Source organism: Amycolatopsis samaneae, from assembly GCF_039541975.1.
GTDB classification, from domain to species: domain Bacteria; phylum Actinomycetota; class Actinomycetes; order Mycobacteriales; family Pseudonocardiaceae; genus Amycolatopsis; species Amycolatopsis samaneae.
In genome coordinates, this window is record NZ_BAABHG010000029.1 from 23,944 (window position 1) to 41,610 (window position 17,667).

At 71.6% G+C, this 17,667-nt stretch carries 19 protein-coding genes; 9 read left to right on the plus strand and 10 right to left on the minus strand.

Features of this window, described 5'->3' with window-relative positions; genetic code table 11:
- Positions 1-47 precede the first annotated feature (47 nt).
- Entirely contained in the window at positions 48-305 is a 258-nt protein-coding gene (locus ABD987_RS43110) for a hypothetical protein (RefSeq protein WP_345408557.1), read from the minus strand.
- A 247-nt stretch (positions 306-552) separates the two neighbouring features.
- On the opposite strand from ABD987_RS43110, the gene ABD987_RS43115 reads away from it, so the two are divergent.
- Together ABD987_RS43115 and ABD987_RS43120 are read left to right on the plus strand one after the other, a co-directional pair.
- The gene (locus tag ABD987_RS43115) at positions 553-3,348 is read left to right on the plus strand and encodes an FAD-binding and (Fe-S)-binding domain-containing protein (RefSeq protein WP_345408559.1); all 2,796 of its coding nucleotides are present in this window, start codon (positions 553-555) and stop codon (positions 3,346-3,348) included.
- A gap of 74 nt (positions 3,349-3,422) precedes the next feature.
- Entirely contained in the window at positions 3,423-4,412 is a 990-nt protein-coding gene (locus tag ABD987_RS43120; RefSeq protein WP_345408561.1) for a hypothetical protein, read from the plus strand.
- Here the strand turns inward: ABD987_RS43120 and ABD987_RS43125 are convergent.
- Positions 4,379-4,984, minus strand: a complete 606-nt coding sequence (locus tag ABD987_RS43125) for a TetR/AcrR family transcriptional regulator (protein WP_345408563.1) — start codon at positions 4,982-4,984, stop codon at positions 4,379-4,381. The genes ABD987_RS43120 and ABD987_RS43125 overlap by 34 nt on opposite strands.
- A gap of 114 nt (positions 4,985-5,098) precedes the next feature.
- Here ABD987_RS43125 and ABD987_RS43130 point away from each other — a divergent pair, with 114 nt between their 5' ends.
- Positions 5,099-6,253: a serine hydrolase domain-containing protein gene (locus tag ABD987_RS43130; RefSeq protein ID WP_345408565.1), complete on the plus strand. Its 1,155-nt coding sequence runs from the start codon at positions 5,099-5,101 to the stop codon at positions 6,251-6,253.
- A gap of 13 nt (positions 6,254-6,266) precedes the next feature.
- On the opposite strand, the gene ABD987_RS43135 is transcribed toward ABD987_RS43130, so the two are convergent.
- The 3 genes from ABD987_RS43135 to ABD987_RS43145 all read right to left on the minus strand — a co-directional run bounded on the left by ABD987_RS43135 (position 6,267) and on the right by ABD987_RS43145 (position 8,431).
- Complete coding sequence (locus ABD987_RS43135) at positions 6,267-6,491, minus strand: DUF3761 domain-containing protein (RefSeq protein WP_345408567.1); 225 nt, start codon at positions 6,489-6,491, stop codon at positions 6,267-6,269.
- A 394-nt stretch (positions 6,492-6,885) separates the two neighbouring features.
- A complete protein-coding gene (locus tag ABD987_RS43140; protein WP_345408569.1) occupies positions 6,886-7,824 on the minus strand; it encodes a phosphotransferase in 939 nt (312 codons plus the stop codon).
- A gap of 40 nt (positions 7,825-7,864) precedes the next feature.
- Entirely contained in the window at positions 7,865-8,431 is a 567-nt protein-coding gene (locus ABD987_RS43145; RefSeq protein WP_345408571.1) for a TetR/AcrR family transcriptional regulator, read from the minus strand.
- Positions 8,432-8,563: 132 nt separating this feature from the next.
- Between ABD987_RS43145 and ABD987_RS43150 the strand changes: the two genes are divergently transcribed.
- The 3 genes from ABD987_RS43150 (at position 8,564) to ABD987_RS43160 (ending at position 10,694) form a co-directional block, all read left to right on the plus strand.
- Positions 8,564-9,754, plus strand: a complete 1,191-nt coding sequence (locus tag ABD987_RS43150; protein ID WP_345408573.1) for a cytochrome P450 — start codon at positions 8,564-8,566, stop codon at positions 9,752-9,754.
- 8 nt (positions 9,755-9,762) lie between these two features.
- Positions 9,763-9,978, plus strand: a complete 216-nt coding sequence (locus tag ABD987_RS43155) for a ferredoxin (RefSeq protein WP_345408630.1) — start codon at positions 9,763-9,765, stop codon at positions 9,976-9,978.
- An 86-nt stretch (positions 9,979-10,064) separates the two neighbouring features.
- On the plus strand, positions 10,065-10,694 hold the full coding sequence (locus ABD987_RS43160; protein ID WP_345408575.1) for a class I SAM-dependent methyltransferase: 630 nt from the start codon (positions 10,065-10,067) through the stop codon (positions 10,692-10,694).
- Between the two features lie 10 nt (positions 10,695-10,704).
- Here ABD987_RS43160 and mtnA read toward each other — a convergent pair whose 3' ends face one another.
- The 4 genes from mtnA to ABD987_RS43180 all read right to left on the minus strand — a co-directional run bounded on the left by mtnA (position 10,705) and on the right by ABD987_RS43180 (position 14,554).
- Positions 10,705-11,667, minus strand: coding sequence for an S-methyl-5-thioribose-1-phosphate isomerase (gene mtnA / locus ABD987_RS43165; RefSeq protein WP_345408632.1), 963 nt, complete (start codon positions 11,665-11,667; stop codon positions 10,705-10,707).
- Positions 11,668-11,765: 98 nt separating this feature from the next.
- A complete protein-coding gene (locus tag ABD987_RS43170) occupies positions 11,766-12,548 on the minus strand; it encodes a hypothetical protein (RefSeq protein ID WP_345408577.1) in 783 nt (260 codons plus the stop codon).
- A gap of 201 nt (positions 12,549-12,749) precedes the next feature.
- Positions 12,750-13,544, minus strand: coding sequence for a PIG-L family deacetylase (locus tag ABD987_RS43175; protein ID WP_345408579.1), 795 nt, complete (start codon positions 13,542-13,544; stop codon positions 12,750-12,752).
- Between the two features lie 59 nt (positions 13,545-13,603).
- A complete protein-coding gene (locus ABD987_RS43180) occupies positions 13,604-14,554 on the minus strand; it encodes an AraC family transcriptional regulator (RefSeq protein WP_345408581.1) in 951 nt (316 codons plus the stop codon).
- Between the two features lie 355 nt (positions 14,555-14,909).
- Between ABD987_RS43180 and ABD987_RS43185 the strand changes: the two genes are divergently transcribed.
- Positions 14,910-15,173 carry a GlsB/YeaQ/YmgE family stress response membrane protein gene (locus ABD987_RS43185; protein WP_345408583.1) on the plus strand — a complete coding sequence of 88 codons (264 nt, stop codon included), beginning with the start codon at positions 14,910-14,912 and terminating at the stop codon, positions 15,171-15,173.
- Between the two features lie 21 nt (positions 15,174-15,194).
- Here the strand turns inward: ABD987_RS43185 and ABD987_RS43190 are convergent, their stop codons facing one another.
- A complete protein-coding gene (locus ABD987_RS43190; protein WP_345408585.1) occupies positions 15,195-15,947 on the minus strand; it encodes a class I SAM-dependent methyltransferase in 753 nt (250 codons plus the stop codon).
- A gap of 775 nt (positions 15,948-16,722) precedes the next feature.
- On the opposite strand from ABD987_RS43190, the gene ABD987_RS43195 reads away from it, so the two are divergent.
- Together ABD987_RS43195 and ABD987_RS43200 are read left to right on the plus strand one after the other, a co-directional pair.
- Positions 16,723-16,956, plus strand: a complete 234-nt coding sequence (locus tag ABD987_RS43195; RefSeq protein WP_345408587.1) for a hypothetical protein — start codon at positions 16,723-16,725, stop codon at positions 16,954-16,956.
- A gap of 224 nt (positions 16,957-17,180) precedes the next feature.
- Positions 17,181-17,663, plus strand: coding sequence for a tellurite resistance TerB family protein (locus ABD987_RS43200; RefSeq protein WP_345408589.1), 483 nt, complete (start codon positions 17,181-17,183; stop codon positions 17,661-17,663).
- Positions 17,664-17,667: the final 4 nt, after the last annotated feature.

A 17,667-nucleotide genomic window follows, 5' to 3' on the forward strand; every position in this document is an offset into this window, starting at 1 on the left:
CGATGCTGCGCCGCCGCGCCTCCCACCGGCAACCGGTTTAGCGGCGCTCAGGCGGCGATCGTGTCTGGCCCGGCGAGCGCCGACGTCCCCTTGTCGGTCAGCAGCGCGGGTACCCGCTCACCCCATTTCCCCGCCCTGGCGGGTTCGACGAACCCCAGCCGCGCCAGCCGGTGCGCGGTCGGCTGGTCACAGCACGCGAGCCCGTCGATGAACAGGTCCGGCTCGCTGCTGCAGCTGATTTCCGCGTGGCCCCCGGCCACGGCTTTCAGGGTGGCCCGCTCACGATGATTCAACTCGGCGATCATGGCGGCGCCTCCTTTCTTCACCACTGTCCAGTGAAACTCCCACCACCGACATTTTCCGTCTCCTCCAGTGCGGAGCCGGGATTTCGGGGTGTGTCCGGTCAACGAGTCGGCGCGTTCGGGCCACCACGGGCGGGGTCGTCCACACCCTCCTCCGGGAGGTCCACGGTCTCGGCCACGAAGCGGTGCGGACGAGCGTGCGGAAGCCCGCCGGGTTGTCTTGAACGGCCCGGGTGTTTTGAATGGCGGAGTGGAGATCCTCACCGACGCCGCCGTCCTCGCGCTTTACACCACCGACGCGTCCAACTACCGGCACGTCCCGCTGGGCGTGGTGCTGCCGAGGTCGGTGGACGACGTGGTCGCCGCCGTGGCGGCCTGCCGCGAGCGCGGGCTCCCGGTGATCATGCGGGGCGGGGGTACCAGCGTGGCGGGCAACGCGTGCGGGCCCGGCGTGGTGCTCGACACCTCGCGGTACGTGCGGGGCGTCGCGGAACTGGACCCGGCCGCCCGGCTGGCGCGGGTGGCGCCGGGGACCGTGCTCGACGACCTGCAGGCCCTCGCCGCGCCGCACGGGCTGCGGTTCGGCCCCGACCCGTCCACGCACAGCCGCTGCACGCTCGGCGGCATGATCGGCAACAACGCCTGCGGATCGCATTCGATCGCCTGGGGCCGCACCGCCGACGTCGTGCGGGAGCTGGACGTCCTGCTCTACGACGGCACCCGGATGACCGTCGGGGCGACCACACCGTCCGAAGTGGACGAACGGGTCGCGCGGCCGGGCACCGAGGGCCGCGTCTACCGCGAACTGCGGGCGCTGGTGCGGGAGAACCTGGGCCTGCTGCGCACCGAGCTGTCGACGTGGCCGCGCCGCGTGTCCGGGTACGGGCTCGAACATCTCCTGCCGGAGAACGGCTTCGACCTCGCGAAGGCGCTCGTCGGCAGCGAGGGCACGTGTGTCACCGTCCTCGGCGCCACGGTCGGGCTCGCCGAACTGCCGAAGCACCGCGTGCTGGCGGTGCTCGGGTTCCCCTCCGACTTCGCCGCGGCGGACGCGGTCCCGGCGATCCTGCCCTGGTCCCCGCTGACCGTCGAGGGGGTGGACGCCGGGCTCGTCGCGCTGCTGGAGCCGGGGCGCGCCGACGGCCTGCCCCCGGGGGACGCCTGGCTGTTCGTCGAGATGTCCGGGGACGAACCGGGCGAGGCGGCGGAACGCGCCCGCGCGCTCGCCGCCGACCTCGGCGGCGCGCTGACCGGCGCCGCCGTGCTCGACGACCCGGCGGCGCAACGGCGGCTGTGGCGGATCCGCGAGGAGGGCGCGGGGCTGGCGACGCGGCTGGCCGACGGCTCGGAGGCGTGGCCTGGCTGGGAGGACGCGGCGGTGCCGCCGGAACGGCTCGGGGAGTACCTGCGCGGGTTCAAGGAACTCATGCGCGCGCACGGGCGGCAGAGCGTGGTCTACGGCCACTACGGCGAGGGCTGCCTGCACATGCGCCTCGACTTCGACCTGCTGTCGAAGCCCGGTGTCGCGGGGTTCCGGCGGTTCCTGGAGGAGGCCGCCGATCTCGTCGCCGCGCACGGCGGATCGCTGGCGGGCGAGCACGGGGACGGGCAGGCGCGTTCGGAACTGCTGTCCCGGATGTACAGCCGGGAAATGCTGGACCTGTTCGCGCGCTTCAAGGCCGTCTTCGATCCGGACGGCCGGATGAACCCCGGGATCCTCGTCGATCCGCGCCCGGTCGACACCGATCTGCGTGTCCGGCGCGCGCCGTTGGCGATCGAGGACGTCACGGTGCTGGGCTATCCCGACGACCGCGGCAGCTTCGGCCAGGCGATGCGGCGCTGCGTCGGCGTCGGGAAGTGCCGCACCACCACCGGCCCCGGCGTGATGTGCCCCAGCTACCGCGTGACCCGCGAGGAGAAGCATTCGACGCGGGGCCGCGCGCACCTGCTCGCCGAGATGATCAACGGCGAGCTCGTCACCGGCGGCTGGCGGTCGGAAGAGGTCCGTGACGCGCTCGATCTGTGCCTGTCCTGCAAGGGATGTCTCTCCGACTGCCCGGTGGATGTCGACATGGCGACGTACAAGGCGGAGTTCCTGCACCAGCACTACCGGGGGCGGGTGCGCCCGGCGTCGCACTATTCGATGGGCTGGCTGCCGGTGTGGCTGCGGGCCGCCGCGCTCGCGCCGCGCGCGGCGAACGCGGTGGCCGGGCGGCCCCGGATCGCGGCGCTGCTCAAACGGCTCGGCGGGATCGCCCCCGAACGGGAGCTGCCGGAGTTCGCGCCGGTGCCGTTCACCCGCGCCCGCCGGGACCTCCGGCGGCGGGCCACCGGGTCGAAACCCCTTGTGCTGTGGCCGGATTCGTTCAACAACCACCTGACGCCCGTGGTGCTCGACGCGGCCGTCGAGGTGCTCACCGCGGCCGGCTACGACGTCGTGCTGCCGGACCGCGGAGTCTGTTGTGGACTGACCTGGGTCTCGACCGGGCAGCTCGGCGTCGCGCGGAAGGTGCTGCGCCGGACGCTTTCCGTGCTGGCGCCCTACCTCGACGCCGGATACGAGGTGGCCGGGCTGGAACCGAGCTGCACCGCGCTCTTCCGGGGAGACCTGGCGGCGCTGCTGCCCGGCGACCCGCGCGCGGCGTTGCTCGCGTCGCGCACCAGGACGCTCGCCGAACTCCTGGAGAACTCGCCGGTGGACTTCGCCGCGCTGGAGGTCGAGGCGATCACGCAGGTGCACTGCCACCAGCACGCGGTGCTCGGGTTCGCCGCGGACGAGGCCGCGCTCGCCGCCGCCGGGGTCCGCAACACCACGCTCGACTCCGGGTGCTGCGGGCTGGCGGGCAACTTCGGCTTCGAACGGGGGCATTACGAGGTCTCGGTCGCCTGCGCCGAGGACCGGCTGCTGCCCGCGGTACGCGCGGCGGCGGAGGACACCGTGGTGCTTTCGGACGGGTTCAGCTGCCGGACGCAGATCGCGCAGCAGTCGGGCCGGGAGGCGCTGCACCTGGCCGAACTCCTGCGCCGCGCGCTGCGATCCCGGTGAACGAGGCGTCCACAGTGGAGCCCCGAGCGGGAAAGCGGTTTCGGCGCGGGACGTGATCGGGCAGGATCGGGACGATGCGGGAGAGCGATCGCCTCGTCGAGATCGCCTGTGACGAGTCAGGGGCCGAGGGGGAGAAGCTCGTCGGCGGGGAGACCGACGTCTTCGCCCACGCCGGCGTGCGTCTGGACGCCGGGACCGCGGCCGAGTGCGTCCGGGAGATCCGGCGCCGGATCCGGTCCCCGGCGCGGGAGTACAAGGCCAACCACCTGCTGCGCGCGAAACACCGGCCGGTGCTCGTGTGGCTGCTGGGGCCGTCGAGCCCGCTGTACGGGCACGCTTCGCTGTATCTGGCCGACAAGGCGCTCTTCGTCGCGGGCGCGATCGCCGACCTGCTCGTCGAGGACGAGCTCGCGGCGGCGAGCGCGGGGCTGTACCGAGGGGAGGAGGCCACCGCGCTGGCACGCACCCTGCGGCGCGAGGGTCCGCACGTGCTCGGGCCCGGACGGTGGTGGGCCTTCCTGGCGGCGTTCAACACCCTCATGCGGGTCAAGAACAGGCAGGGCGGAATCTCCGCCGACGCCTTCTTCGAACTGGTCGACTCCCTGCGTCACGACGTGACCGGCCCGGTCGCCGAGGTCCTCGGCCTGCTGGTGAAGGCCCGGCCGAGGGTGGAGGCCTCGCGGGCGCGGCTGCTTCGCGACCCGGCGGCGTTCTCGATGCTCAACCCGCTGGTCCCGGCCGTCGTCCGGGCGGTGACGCACTGGGGCGCGGGTGGCCGGTCCGTTTCCGTCGTCCACGACGAACAGCTCGTGCTGACTCCGGACCGCGTCGCCCGGATCGAAGGGATCCTCGGCGATCCCGCGCTGGCCCGCTTCACCTCGGGCGCCCGGCTGGCCGCGCTGCGCCTCGTCGACTCGCGTGCCGATCCGCGGGTGCAGGTCGCGGACTTCCTCGCCGGGGTCGCGCGGAAGATCGCCTCCGAGGAACTGGGCGGCCGGGGCGATCCCGAACTCACCGCGTTGCTGCGGCCCTACCCGGACCGGTTTTCCCGCTGGGACCGCTGACCGGCGTCCGGCTCCCGCGCGGGCAGCCCGCGGAGGAGGACGTCGAGGAACAGGTCGAAACGCGGGGCCTGCCCGCCGAGGTCGAGCGGGTTCTCCTGGGCGGCGAGCCAGCCGACCACCGAGGTGATGAAGACGTACCAGCTCTGTTCGGCCATCCGGGGATCGGCACCGGCCCCGGTGAAGGCGGCGACGACCTCCCCGCGGACCCGGCCGAGCGCGTCGGCGTTGTGGCGGTGTGGCCGGGACAGGCGGGTGGCGTAGCCGGGTACGGCGAGGAAATGGTCGTGCATGGCCCAGGCGACGCGGGCGAGCCAGGGGCGCCAGGCGCGGCCGCGTGGTCCCTCCGCCGGGAGGACGCGCTCGATCATGACCTCGCTGACGAGGTCGAACAGCTGATCGCGGTTCCTGACCCAGCGGTACAGGGCGCCATGGGTCACGCCCAGCCGGGCGGCGAGTTCGCGCATGGTCAGTGTGTCGAGGTTTCCCGCCGCGATGGCCGCGTCGACGATCCGCTCCCGGCTGATCTGCGCGGGGCGGCCGGGGCGGGGTCGGGTGGGCGCGGTGTCGGCCATGGCGGGAACTCTACGAGACCGGTGTCGGAGCCCACACGACAGAGTTAGTGACCATTGGTCACTAACGTTGCTACCGTGGTGGCGTCGGTGCTGGGACAAACAGTGGGAGGAACCATGACGGATGACGGTGTGGTGCGCGGAACCGTGGCCGGGGGCTTCGAGCCGGTCCGTGACGAGTTCGCCGCGGTCGCGGCCGCGGAGGGCGGCGGCTTCGCCGCACAGCTGGTCGCGTACCGGCACGGCGAGCGGGTCGTCGACCTGTGGGCCGGTACGGGGCTGACCGGTGACTCCCTGCTCGGCGCGTACTCCGCGAGCAAGGGGGCCGCGCATCTCGTCGTCGCCCTGCTCGTGCAGGAGGGTGTGCTGGAGCTGGAGCAGCGCGTCAGTCACTACTGGCCGGAGTTCGCGGTGGAGGGCAAGGGGGACATCACCCTGTGCGAACTGCTGGCGCACCGGGCCGGTCTGGTCGGCGCGGACAAGGGATTCACGCTCGACGAGCTCGCCGACGACCGGATCGTCGCCGAACGCCTCGGCGGGCAGCGCCCGTTCTGGCGTCCGGGAAGCGCTTTCGGCTATCACGCGCTGGTGATCGCGGCGCTGAGCGGCGAGGTCGTCCGGCGCGCCACCGGCCGGACCGTCCAGGAGCACTTCGCCGACCGGGTACGTGATCCGTACACTGTGGACTTTCATCTCGGGCTCCCGGAAGAGCAGGAACACCGTTACCTGGACGCGCTGCCCGCGGTGCCGACCCCCGAACGGCTGGCCATCCTGGCGGCGAAGGCCACCGGTCCGAACAGCCTGCCGGGCATCGCGTTCAACCGGAACCACCCGGGGAGCCCGCAGGTGTGGGAGCTGCCGAACTTCCGGGCGGTCCGGGCGCTCGGGCCCGCCTCGTTCGGCGGTCTCGCCTCGGCCAGGGGCCTGGCCAGGATGTACGCGGCCGCGATCGGCCCGCTGGACGGCCGCGCGCCGCTGCTGACCCCGGCCACCGCCGCCGCGTTCGCGCAGATTCAGTCCATCGGCTACGACCTGGTCACCCGCGAGCACAAGGCTTTCGGGGCCGGTTTCCACATCACGTCCGAGTACTACCCGGCGCTGGGGCAGGGGAGCTTCGGGCACAGCGGCGCGGGCGGGCAGCAGGCGTTCGCCGATCCGCGCAACGGCGTGGCCTACGGCTACACCCGACGGCTGACGCCCTTCCCCGCCGCGGCCGCGCCGGAAAACGACCGCCTGATCCGCGCGCTGTACACGGCGGCGAGCGCGCGTTAGGACGTCGTGCCGGTCAAAGCCAGGTCCGTACCCCGCCGTGGCCAGAGCAGGTGCCTGAACGGTGCTGGCTGTAGCTGTAGGTGCCGTCCTTGCACAGCGCGGTCGCCCCCGCCGGATTCGAGCCGGGCCGGTGCACGCAGACACCGTCGGAATTGCGGTAGTAGTCGGCGCCGCATTCCGCGGCGGCGGGCGCGGGCGTCTTCGGTGCCGCTGCCGTCGGAGCGGTTTTCGGTGGCACGGGGGCGGCTTTGGGCGGCGCCGGAGTGGTGGGTCGCGGTGCCGGGATCGCCGCCGGGGAATGGGCGGGAACGGATGCCGTGAAAGGTGTCGTCCCGGGTGCCGGCGAAGCGGACGTGCTGGTCGACGGTGGGGTATACGAAGGTGGCGAATAATCCGATGTGCTGCTCGAAGCGGGCACGGAAACCTGGTCCGGCGCTTTGCCGGGCGAGGAACCCACTCCGCAGCCCGCGGCGAGCAGTGCGGCCGCCAGTAACGCGCCGACCTTTTTCATGATGTCTCCCCAACCTCTCGAAACCGATGTCGAGTTGTCGGAGAAAAGGAGTTTCACGTTACGCGGGAGGGTGAAGAAAATCCCGGAACATTGGTGGGCAAATGACGAATCGGGTGCCCGTTCAGGCGGTGGCCCACCAGGTGCGGGCGAGCGCGTCGAGGGTGGGTTCCGGCGGTGCGGGCAGGATGTCGAGATACCACGGCAGATTGCTGTACACGTGCAGCAGGGTGTAGGCCAGGCAGCGGCGGGCGAAGTCCTCGCCGAGTTCCCCCGGCCGGTAGCCGTAGGCGAGCAGCAGGCGGCGCAGGAAGTCCGCGTCGCCACGGGAAACGAACAGGCCGGTGGCCACGAAGTCGTACTCGGCGGCGCCGCGCATCGCGGGTTCGAAGTCGAACAGGCCGGTCAGCCGCCAGCCGTCCTCGCCGGGCACCACCATCAGGTGCTCTCGCATGAACTCGGTGTGCAGGGGCACCGGCGCGGGGGTGCCGAGATCGACGGCGTCCAGGAAGCCGGGGATCTGGGCCACCCAGGCGTCGGCGAGCCGGGTGGCGCGGTGGTGCTCGACGGCCCCGGCGCGCCGCCCGGCGACGAACCCCGCCCAGTCCTCGGGCCCGAGTGCCGCGAGCGCGGGATCGTCGACGCCGTGCAGCGCGGCCAGTACCTCGCCCAGTTCGGGCGCCAGCCGCGTTTTGTCCTCTGTGGACAGTTTGGGCCACGCCTCGGCGAGCGTCCGCCCGGGAAGGCGCTCCATCAGGAGGTATCCCCAGCCCTCGTGCGTACCGGCGGCCTCGACGCCGGGGGTCGGGACCGGCAGCCTGCCGCGCAGCGTTTCGAGCATGACGCGTTCGGTGCCGATTTCGTCGGCGTAGACCGGTGGGTAGAGCTTGAGGACGAGCTTCTCGCCGACCGCGTACACCGGCAGCGAGCCCTCGGTGAACGGGACCACCGGTGTGTTGCCGAGCCCGATCGACCTCGTCAGTGTCGTGACGGCGGGGAGCAGGCGCTCGCGGGTGAGCGAGTCGAACTCGTCCTCGGTCGCGGCGGGCGGGAACGGCGTCATGAGCGCGACAGTAGGACACCCGCCGGTCCGGCGCGAAAGGTTATTCGGTGCGTTCCAGCAGGGTTTTCGTCGCCTCGATGACCAGGTCACAGACGTGTTCGGGGTCGGCGCTGGCGAGGGGTTCCCGCGTGGCGATCCCGCGGACCAGTCCGATGCCCAGCACCCAGGCCATGACGAGGTCGGCGCGCAGATCGGCGTCGGGGGCGTCGGTGAGGGTGGCCAGTGTCCTGGCGTACTCGTCGCCGATCTGGCGCCGGATCGCGGTGCTCGCGCTGTCGGAGGCCGCCGAACGCAGATACGTCGCCATCGCGCGGTGCGCGCCGCCCGTGCCGCTGGGGTCGAGGATGCTCCGCAGCGCGGCGCCGAGCAGCTTTTCCGGTGCGGTCTCCGCGAGCTGCTGCCTGCCGTTGCGGGCCACCACCGCCTCGAACAGCTGGTCCTTGGTGCCGAAGTAGCGGAAGAGCAGCGCCTGGTTCGCCCCGGCCCGATCGGCGATGTCCCGCACGGTCGTCCGATCGAAGCCGCGTTCGGCGAACAGCTCGCTCGCCGCGTCCAGCAGGGCGGCCTTCGTGGCTGCCGCGTCCCGCTTGCGGGTTTCTCGTGTCATCGGGCCTCCGTTCGCGAAGAGGCTAACCCGCTGTCGTCTGCGTAATCGCGTTGACGCGTGCGGTGACCTGCCGGTAGCGTTGTAAGCAGTTGCTTACAAACTGGACAAAGCGACATTCCGGGAGTTTTCGCGATGACCACCACGCACAGCGAACCGCTCGCCTATCCGTTCAACGAGGAGGAGGGGCTGGCACTGAACGAGGCCTACGCGAGGGCGCGCGAGGCCGAGGGCATGATCCGGGTCAAGCTGCCCTACGGCGAGCCGGCCTGGCTCGCCACCCGGTACGCCGACGCGCGGTTCGTGCTGGGGGACCGGCGGTTCTCCCGCGCGGCGGCGGTCGAGAAGGACTACCCGCGGTCGTCGCCGGGCACCCGGGACAACGGGATCCTGTCGATGGACCCGCCGGATCACACCCGGCTGCGCACGTTGGTCGCCAAGGCGTTCACGATGCGCCGGGTCGAGACGCTGCGGCCGAGGGTGCGGGAGCTGGCCGCCGAGCTGATCGCCGGGATGAAGGCCGCCGGGGAGCCCGCCGACCTCGTCGAGGACTACGCGCTGCCGATCCCGGTCGCGGTCATCTGCGAGCTGCTCGGCGTCCCGACCGTGGACCGGCCGAAGTTCCGGGTCTGGAGCGACGCGGCGCTGTCGACCAGCAGCCTGACCGCCGAGGAGTCCGAAGCCAACCGCGAGGAACTGCGCGAGTACATGGCGGGCCTGATCGAGCAGCACCGCGCCGAGCCCGCCGACGACCTGATGACGGCGTTGATCGAGGCCCGCGACGTCCGGGACCGGCTGACCGAGCTCGAACTGATCGACCTGTGCGTCGCCATCCTGGTCGCCGGGCATGAGACCACCGCGTCGCAGATCCCGAACTTCGTCTACGCGCTCAAGGAGGAGCCCGCCCGCTGGGAGAAGCTGGTCGCCGAGCCGGAGCTGGTCCCGGCCGCGGTCGAGGAGCTGATGCGCTTCGTCCCGCTGGGCGCCGGCGCGTCCTTCCCGCGCTACGCCACCGAGGACGTCGAGGTCGGCGGGGTGCTGGTGCGTGCGGGGGAGCCGGTGCTCGTCGCGGGTGGCGCGGCGAACCGGGACGCGCTGGTGTTCGACGACGCGGACAAGCTCGTCTTCGACCGGGCCGACAACCACCACCTCGGGTTCGGCCACGGGGTTCACCACTGTCTCGGCGCGCCGCTCGCTCGGCTGGAGTTGCAGGAGGCGCTGTCCGCGCTGGTGCGGGAAATGCCGGGCCTGCGGCTCACCGGCGATATCGTGTGGAAGACGGAGATGCTGGTCCGGGGTCCCCGCTCCATGCCGATCGGATGGTGAAGAAGGAAATGAGCTGGAACGTCGAGGTGGATCCGGGCGCGTGCATCGGCTCCGGCATGTGCGCGGCGCTGATGCCCGAGCTGTTCTCGCTGGACGGCGCCGTCGCCCGTCCGCTGACCGAGCGCGTGGACGCGGACGAAACGGTGCTGGACGCCGCCGACTCCTGCCCGGCGATGGCCATCACGGTCACCGCGGACGGCGCGGTGGTGGGCCCCCGGCCGTAGGCGGTCCGACCCGGACGGTCACCATGGGGAGCACGAGAAGCCCGCTTGGTGACCTCCGGGTGCGCCACGACCGGAACGGAGCAGCCGTGGCCCGTCTCGAAACCGCGGCCGAGGTGTACGACGCGCTCGGCAAGAAGTACGAAGACGCCTTCCGGGACTGGCCGGAACGGCGGAAGACGGTCGAATGGCTGCTCGGGAACCTCCCGGCCGGAGCCAGGGTGCTGGACGTCGGATCGGGCACCGGGCGGCCTACGGCCGAGCTGCTCGCCGCCGCGGGCCACGACGTGACCGGCTGCGACGTCTCCCCGAAGATGGTCGAGCTCGCGCGGGCCCAGGTACCCGCCGCCCGCTTCGAGCTGGCCGACATGCGTTCGCTGGACTACCCGGACGGGAGCTGGGACGCGGTCGTCGCGTTCTTCTCCATGTTGCAGCTGACCCGGTCCGAACAGGACGCCCAGCTCGCCCGGTTCGCCCGCTGGCTGGCACCGGGCGGCCACCTCGTCTTCGGCACCGTCCCCGGCGACGCGGACGACGTGGTGGGCGGGTTCATGGGACACACCTTCCGGTCGAGCACCTACCCGGCCGAGGTGTTCGCGGCCCGGCTGCGCGAGGCCGGGCTCGACCTGGCCTACGAGCGGCGCACGCGGTACGTGCCGGACCTGCCCGGCGCGGGGGCGGAGGACCAGCTGTTCCTGATCGCCCGCAGGCCGGGCTGAGCGGCCGGGCTCAGCCGAAGCGGCCGTGCTCGGTGACCACGGCGGTGATCAGCGCCGCCGGGGTGACGTCGAACGCCGGGTTGAACACCGCGGCGCCCGCCGGGGCCACCGCCGTCCCGCCGAACTCCGTCAGCTCGGTGGCGTCGCGTTCCTCGATGACGATCTCCGCGCCGCTCGCCAGCGAACTGTCCACAGTGGAGGACGGGGCGACCACGACGAACGGGACCCCGTGGTGCGCGGCGGCGATCGCCAGCCCGTAGGTGCCGATCTTGTTCGCGACGTCGCCGTTGGCCGCGATCCGGTCGGCGCCGACGAGCACGCAGTCGACCATGCCCCGCGCCATCGCGGCGGCGGCCGCGCCGTCGGGCTGCACGCGGTAGGGCACACCGGCCCGTTCGAGTTCCCACGCCGTCAGCCGCGCGCCCTGCAGCAGCGGGCGCGTCTCGTCGACCAGGACGGATTCGACCAGCTCCCGCTCGGCAAGGTGCCAGACCACGCCGAGCGCGCTGCCCCAGGCGACCGTGGCGAGGCTGCCCGCGTTGCAGTGGCTCAGCAGCCGCAGCGGACGGCGCGGGCACGCGGCCAGCACCACCTCGGCGGCGTGCGCGGAGGCCGTGCGATTGAGCTCCTCGTCCTCGTCGAGGACAGCCAGCGCCTCCATGAGCACCGCGTCGGCGCCGTCGCCCAGCTTCGCCAGCGCTCGCTCGACGCCCCAGCTCAGATTGACCGCCGTCGGCCGGGCGGCGGCGATGCGCGCGGCCTCGGCCACCACGTCACCGCCCGCGCGGGCCACCAGCGCCACCCCGAGCGCGCCCGCCGCGCCCAGTGCCGGCGCGCCGCGCACGGCGAGCCGCCGGATGGCGCCGATCAGCTCGTCGGCCGTGCGCAGGGTGAGCGTCCGGAACTCGGCGGGCAGCGCGCACTGGTCGATGATCACGATCGCGTCGTCGGCCCAGTCGATGGTCCTGCGCACGAGCACCCCCGGGTGTCCTGTGGTCGATCACGGTCCTGTCGCCACGACCATCTTGGCGTGCCGCCGCGGTCCCGTCGACGTGGCGGCGGGCCGGGCGGTCACCTCGGCGCCGGGACCGAGGGCCGGGCACGCCGGGGGAAGACGGCGATGGCCCCGGCGAGCACCGCGAGCCCCAGGCCCACCACCTGCGCCAGCGTCCCGGCGAAGGGGAGCACGTCCGATGGTGTGCTCAACCGGCGGCTCGACTCGGGGTTCATGAACGCGGTCAGCACGAACGTCAGCGACAGCAGCATGCTGAGTTCGATCATGGCGTCGCCAGGCAGGAGCGCGACCAGGATCGCCAGGATCAGGAACAGGATCGGCCCCGGACCGTCCCAGTGGAAGCCCTCGGGGGCGGCGTCGCCGACGGCGTCGAGCAGCAGGCCGGCGACCACGAGCGTGGCGGGTAGGCGGCGGGGGTTGCCCGGGCCGAGCGGCGCGATCCAGGGCTGCGGCCGGGTGCGGTGGTGGTGGACGAGGGCGATCAGGCCCGCCACCGAGGACACGGCGAGACCGGCGAGCATGACGACGTTCCCCGCGACGACGCCGCCGCGCGGGTCGGCGAGGTTCCGCGCCAGGTTGCCGCCGACGAGACCGCCGACGGTGATCCACAGGGACAGGGCGATCGCGGCGGCCGGGGCCCAGTTCGACCGCCGGTTCACCGTCACGATGGCGGCGGCGCCGAGTACGTAGAACAGCCCGGGCGGGAAGCCGAAACCCTTGAACATGGCGGGCGCGGAGATCCACTGGACGATCAGCCCGGCGGCGCCGAGCAGCTGACCGCCGACGGTGATCGAGGTGGGCAGGGACAACCGGCCTGGTGGAGCGGTGCGTGTGGTCATGACCACAGCGTCGCGTGGATCCCGCCCGGTGGCGTCGGCCCGGCTACGGCACCGGGCCTACGCCGTCGGACGTACCGGTGAGCACGCCTACGCTCGTCGCGGTATCCGCGGCCGCCCGGAAAACCGGTGGCCGGGCGGGGTTCCGCGTGGCGAGGACGCGGCCATGCCCATCGAACGCCACAGCACCCCTCGGCCCGGTGCTCACAGCCCGGCCATGATGTCGGTTTCGGTGATCCCCGGCCCCTGACCGGCGCGGATGAACCACTCGGTGCCGAAGGCGTGCGCGAAGCCCTCGTCGGGCATGGCGAGGAAGAACGAGTCCTCGGCGATCTGGCTCGCGTGCGCCCGCATCGCGGCCCGCTTCACCTCGAGGTACGCCGTGACGTCGACGGCGCCGGTGAGCTCCGCCTCCGGCTTCCCGAAAGTGTCCTCTGTGGACAGATCGGGCAGCGCCTCCTTGGGGATGAGGCCCTGTTCGATGGCGGCCTCGACGCCCCGGCGCATGTGGTCGGCGTTGCCCGTGGACTCGTACACCCGCGCGGTACCGGCGAGCTCGGCCGCGCGCATCCCGACCCGGTGCACCTGGATGTGGTCCGGGTGCCCGTAGCCGCCGTTGTCGTCGTACACGGTCAGGACGTCCGCCTGCTCCTCGCGGAGGATCGCCGCGAGGCGTTCGGCGGCCTCCTCGACCGGGGCGGTCCAGAACGAGCCCTCGTGCTCGTTGGTCGGTTCGCCCATCATCCCGGAGTCGCGGTAGCCGAGGAACTCGACGCGCTTGACGCCGAGGATCTCCGCCGCCGCGTGGGTCTCCCGCACGCGCCGCTCCCACAGTTGTTCGCCCTCGGCGAGAAACCCGTCCGGGACCTCGCCGACCTCGCCCCGGGTCGCGACGACGAGCACGACCCGGTGCCCCTCGTCGGACGCCTTGCGCATCACGCCTCCGGTGGCGATGCATTCGTCATCGGGATGGGCGTGGAAAGTCACCAGTGTGGCCATGCGAGCGAATCTACCGGCTCCCCCCGACAGAAAGCCGGGGCACGCGGTCGCGGACCGGGTCAGCCAGCGCGGTGCAGCGTCCGGTAGGGCGGGCAGCCGTGGGCGAGGCGGTAGTAACGCGCGAAACGGCCGGAGTGGAAGAAGCCCCAGCGGGCGGCGATCTCGGTGACCGTGACGCCGCTGGTGGGGTCCGCCGCGAGGAGTTCCCGGTGGGCCTGGTGCAGCCGGACCTGCCGGAGGTAGCCCATCGGTGTGATGCCGCGGCGGCGGAAGGCGTACTGCACCGCGCGGATGGTGACGTGCGCCGCCGCGGCGATGTCGGCGACGCCGATGTCGCCGTCCGGATGGTCGTCGATGAACGCCATGGCGCGCCGCAGGGTGGCCGAGTGCGCGTCGTGCCGGTCCTCGATGGTCGGGTCGGTGAGCGCGGAGCTGGGGAAGGTGCTCAGCACCGCGGCCGAGAGCAGCTGCGGCGCCGTCGAGGCGACCAGTGGCGAGTTCCGGAGCACCGCGTCGGCGGCGACGTGCTCGCGCAGGAAGGCCATGGTGCGCAGCAGGTACCGGCTCGCGGCCGGGGAGAACGGCCGGTAGCCGGTCAGCCGCACCGGCGTGTCGGCGCGGCCGGGCGCGGCCACCTGTGACAGCAACGAGGGTTCCAGCGCGACGGCACTGAACCGCGCGTGGTCCTGGCGGCCGGAGTAGGGCCGGTCGGGCTGGGCGACCAGGAACACCTCACCGGGGCCGTGGCTGTCCCGGGCGCCTTCGGTCGTCACCTGGGGGAAGGAACCGGACTCCACCCCGAACAGCAGGATCCGGCCCAGCGGTTCGACGGCGTAGTCCGCCTCGAAGCCGTACTCGGCCGAGTCCAGGCTGATCGGCCCCAGTGGGTTCTGCGTGGCCAGGAGGTGGTTCCGGGTGTGGGAGCGAATCCGGAACCGGATCGACGCGTAGTTCCCGCCGATGTACTCCTCGATCTCGTCCAGGTCGTGGCTCTCGAAGGTGTGTCCCATGATGTCCCGTCGCCGGAAGGGCTGTGTCGGAGGAGACGGTGGTTTCGCCCGCGCGGTACGCGGCCGTGGAACAGTCGTGGGTGAAGTTACTCCACCAGGATGACGCGAGACGGCCGGCGAGCGGCAGGGCCGGCTCGCGTCGTCGTGGTGCCGGTGATCGGTGTGCGGTGTCGCGAACGGCGCATTGCCGACGTGTGCGAGACGTCACCGGCCACGGGAGATCGACATCCGGGCCGCCGGTCCGGCGGGCGGGCTCCGCCGCCGGTAGCCTGTCTTCCGCTACGGTCGAACGTGTGTACTCGCACCGGAGTGCGAGGCCGGAACCCCGCGGTGAAGTGAAACGAGAGGACAGTACATGGGAATCTTCAGCTGGATCGTGCTCGGTCTCATCGCCGGCGTGATCGCGAAGGTCCTCATGCCGGGAAAGGATCCCGGCGGCTGCATCATCACGATCCTGCTCGGTATCGGCGGGGCGTTCGTGGGTGGCTGGATCGGCAAGACCCTCTTCCACGTCCAGCTCGGCACGTTCTTCGACCTGCGGACCTGGGGCCTCGCGATCCTCGGCGCGCTGGTGATCCTCGTCGGCTACCGGCTCGTCACCGGGGGCCGGCGGGACTGACCCGCCGGCCGCCGCGGCGGCTCAGTCCTTGCGCAGCAACAGGAACACACTCGGGCCGAAGAAGGTCCTTGCCAGCACCTGCTGGCAGGCGACCTCGGCGGCCAGGTGAACCCGGTGCGACAGCACCTTTTTCAGGGTAGTGCTGCGCAGGTTGGACACCGAGAGCACGCGTTCGGCCCGCAGGCCCGCCCTGGCCAGCTGCTCGATGACCGTGTGCGGGTTGTGGTTGACGAAGGCGATCTCCTCGTCGTGCCGGTTCTCCGGCGACCGGATGTCCACCGGCAGGTGCGGAATCCGTTGTCCCCTCAGCAGATACCGCACCCGGTTGCGGGCGTGCGCCAGGTTGGCCACCTCGATGACGGCGGTGCCGCCGGGCCGCAGCACCCTGCCGATCTCGGCGAACTCACCGCCGGGCTCGGGAAGGTGGTGCATGACCCGGATCATCGTGAGCAGGTCCAGCGAACCGTCCTCGAACGCCAGCGCGTCGGCCTGCATCCGGCGGTGCTCGATGCGGGGATGGTCGGCAAGGAAGGTCGCGGCGATGTCCAGCTGGCGGCTGCTCGGCTCGGCCAGGGTCACCTGGTCGGCGAACTCCTGCAACAGCACGCACAGCCTGCCGTAGCCCCCACCGATGTCCGCGGCGTGGCCGAAGCGCCTCCCGTGCAGCAGCCGCCGGATCGCGGCCTGCTCGGAGGCGTTCTCGTAGTCCCGGCCGTCCCAGTACCGCAGGTAGTCGTGCGCTGGAGCGTCGTAGAAGTCTGCTTGCTTGGTCAAGGTGTCCCCCTTGGTCCCTGCCGCCGCCCGGTGGGGCGGCCGTGGTGTGAAAGTCCTGGTGTGGAACGGAACGTGCTGCCTTGGTCGCCGGTGCCCCGGCCCGCGGCGTCAGCGCGCGGTACCGGCGCCGGCCTGGCCCCCGGTGCTGCCACCGGCCGGGGCCGCCGAGGTCCGCGCGTCCGCGGTGGCTCTGGTGTCGATACCCATTTCGGCCTCTCGAATGGTGATCGGGTGTTTTCGAACTCGTAGGCAAAGATGTCCGGGAAGGCCGTCAGGTGCTCCGATTGTGATCTGAATCACAGTGAGCAACGCGGGCCGGTAATCGGGCGTGGATTGTTTATCGCAGGTCGTCGGCCGCCCCCGCTTCGTGGATGCCCTTTCGAGTGGGAAGAACGAGTAAGAAGAGGCAGTCCGCGCGGTGCTCGGCGAGTTCTTCGAGGTGAGGGCTGTCCGGTGGTGTCGTCACCCAGCGAAATTCCGGCCTTTCCCGCTGTGGTCGTAATCCGCGGGGAAAAAGCATCCGGCGGGTCCAGTGCCGCACGCGGATGACCGGGAAACTCTCTTCCCGGTCGAATAACCTTTCCTGCCTGCGTATTCGGGACTCCGGAAATCCTTTGGCGCGCGGGAGGGTATGTCTGTTCGGTCAACTCCCCTTGGTCGAACAGGCAAGGGACGGGTGAAGGGGATTCGCCGTGGGCAGTGATCTTGCCGGGGGCGGGCCCGGAAGGGAGCCGTCCCCGGTTGTCGGCACGATTCGAGACAAGGAGAGTTCGCCATGAAAATGCGGAAACTCGCGGCCGCGGCGGCCATCTGTGTGACCAGCGCCGGGGCTTCTCTGCTCATCGGTGGCACCGCGTTCGCCAGTCACCTGGAATACAAGGGCCCCTACAACACTCCTGACGAATGTGTCCACGCCCTGCGGGCACTGCCGCCCGACCCCACGGTCGACGGCCTCGAGTGCATTCCCATGAAGGGCAAGCACTACATCGAAATCTCGCACACGAACTGACGAAGGCTTCCCGGGTCGTCACCGGGATACTTCGGGGGTGTCCCCGGCCGCCGGGCCGGGGACACCCGGAAGCTTGACGACCGGCGTCGTGTTCCGGTCCTCCCGGTGACCTCCGCTGCGCTGGTGCGGTGAAGCCGTCCGGCCGGACGGGTGTTCGACCGCTGTGCCCATGGCCGGTACGGGCCCGAAGGTGGACGCTGGCAGATGCTCCGAAAGGAGGCCGGATGGCTGCCGATCCCATGTTGCGGGTGAGCGAGTTCGCCCGCGACGACTACGGAATCTCCGCGGTGAGCGAGCCGGCGATGCGCAACTACGGATACGCGCTGCTGACGATCGCCGGTGCCGACGGCGAGGTGTCCCCGGCCGAACTCGACTGGCTGGTTCGTCACCAGCGCAAGTTCGGCACGCCCCAGCACATCCTCGACGACTACGCCACCTTCGACCATCGCGACGCCGATCTCCGCGGGCTGCTGACCGCCATCCGGGTGGACGTCCCCACCTGGAGTGCCGGACGGCACCTCGTCTACCACGCCATCCGCATCTGCCGCGCCGACGGCGCCTACCCCGAAGCCGAACGCGCGAAGGTCTTCACGGCGGCGGAACTCCTTGGCGTGGAACGGGACATCGTCCTGGCCCTCCACGCCCTCGTCGACGCGGAGGACGCGCTGACGAACCTGCGCAAGGCCGTGTTCCGCACCGACACCTGAAACC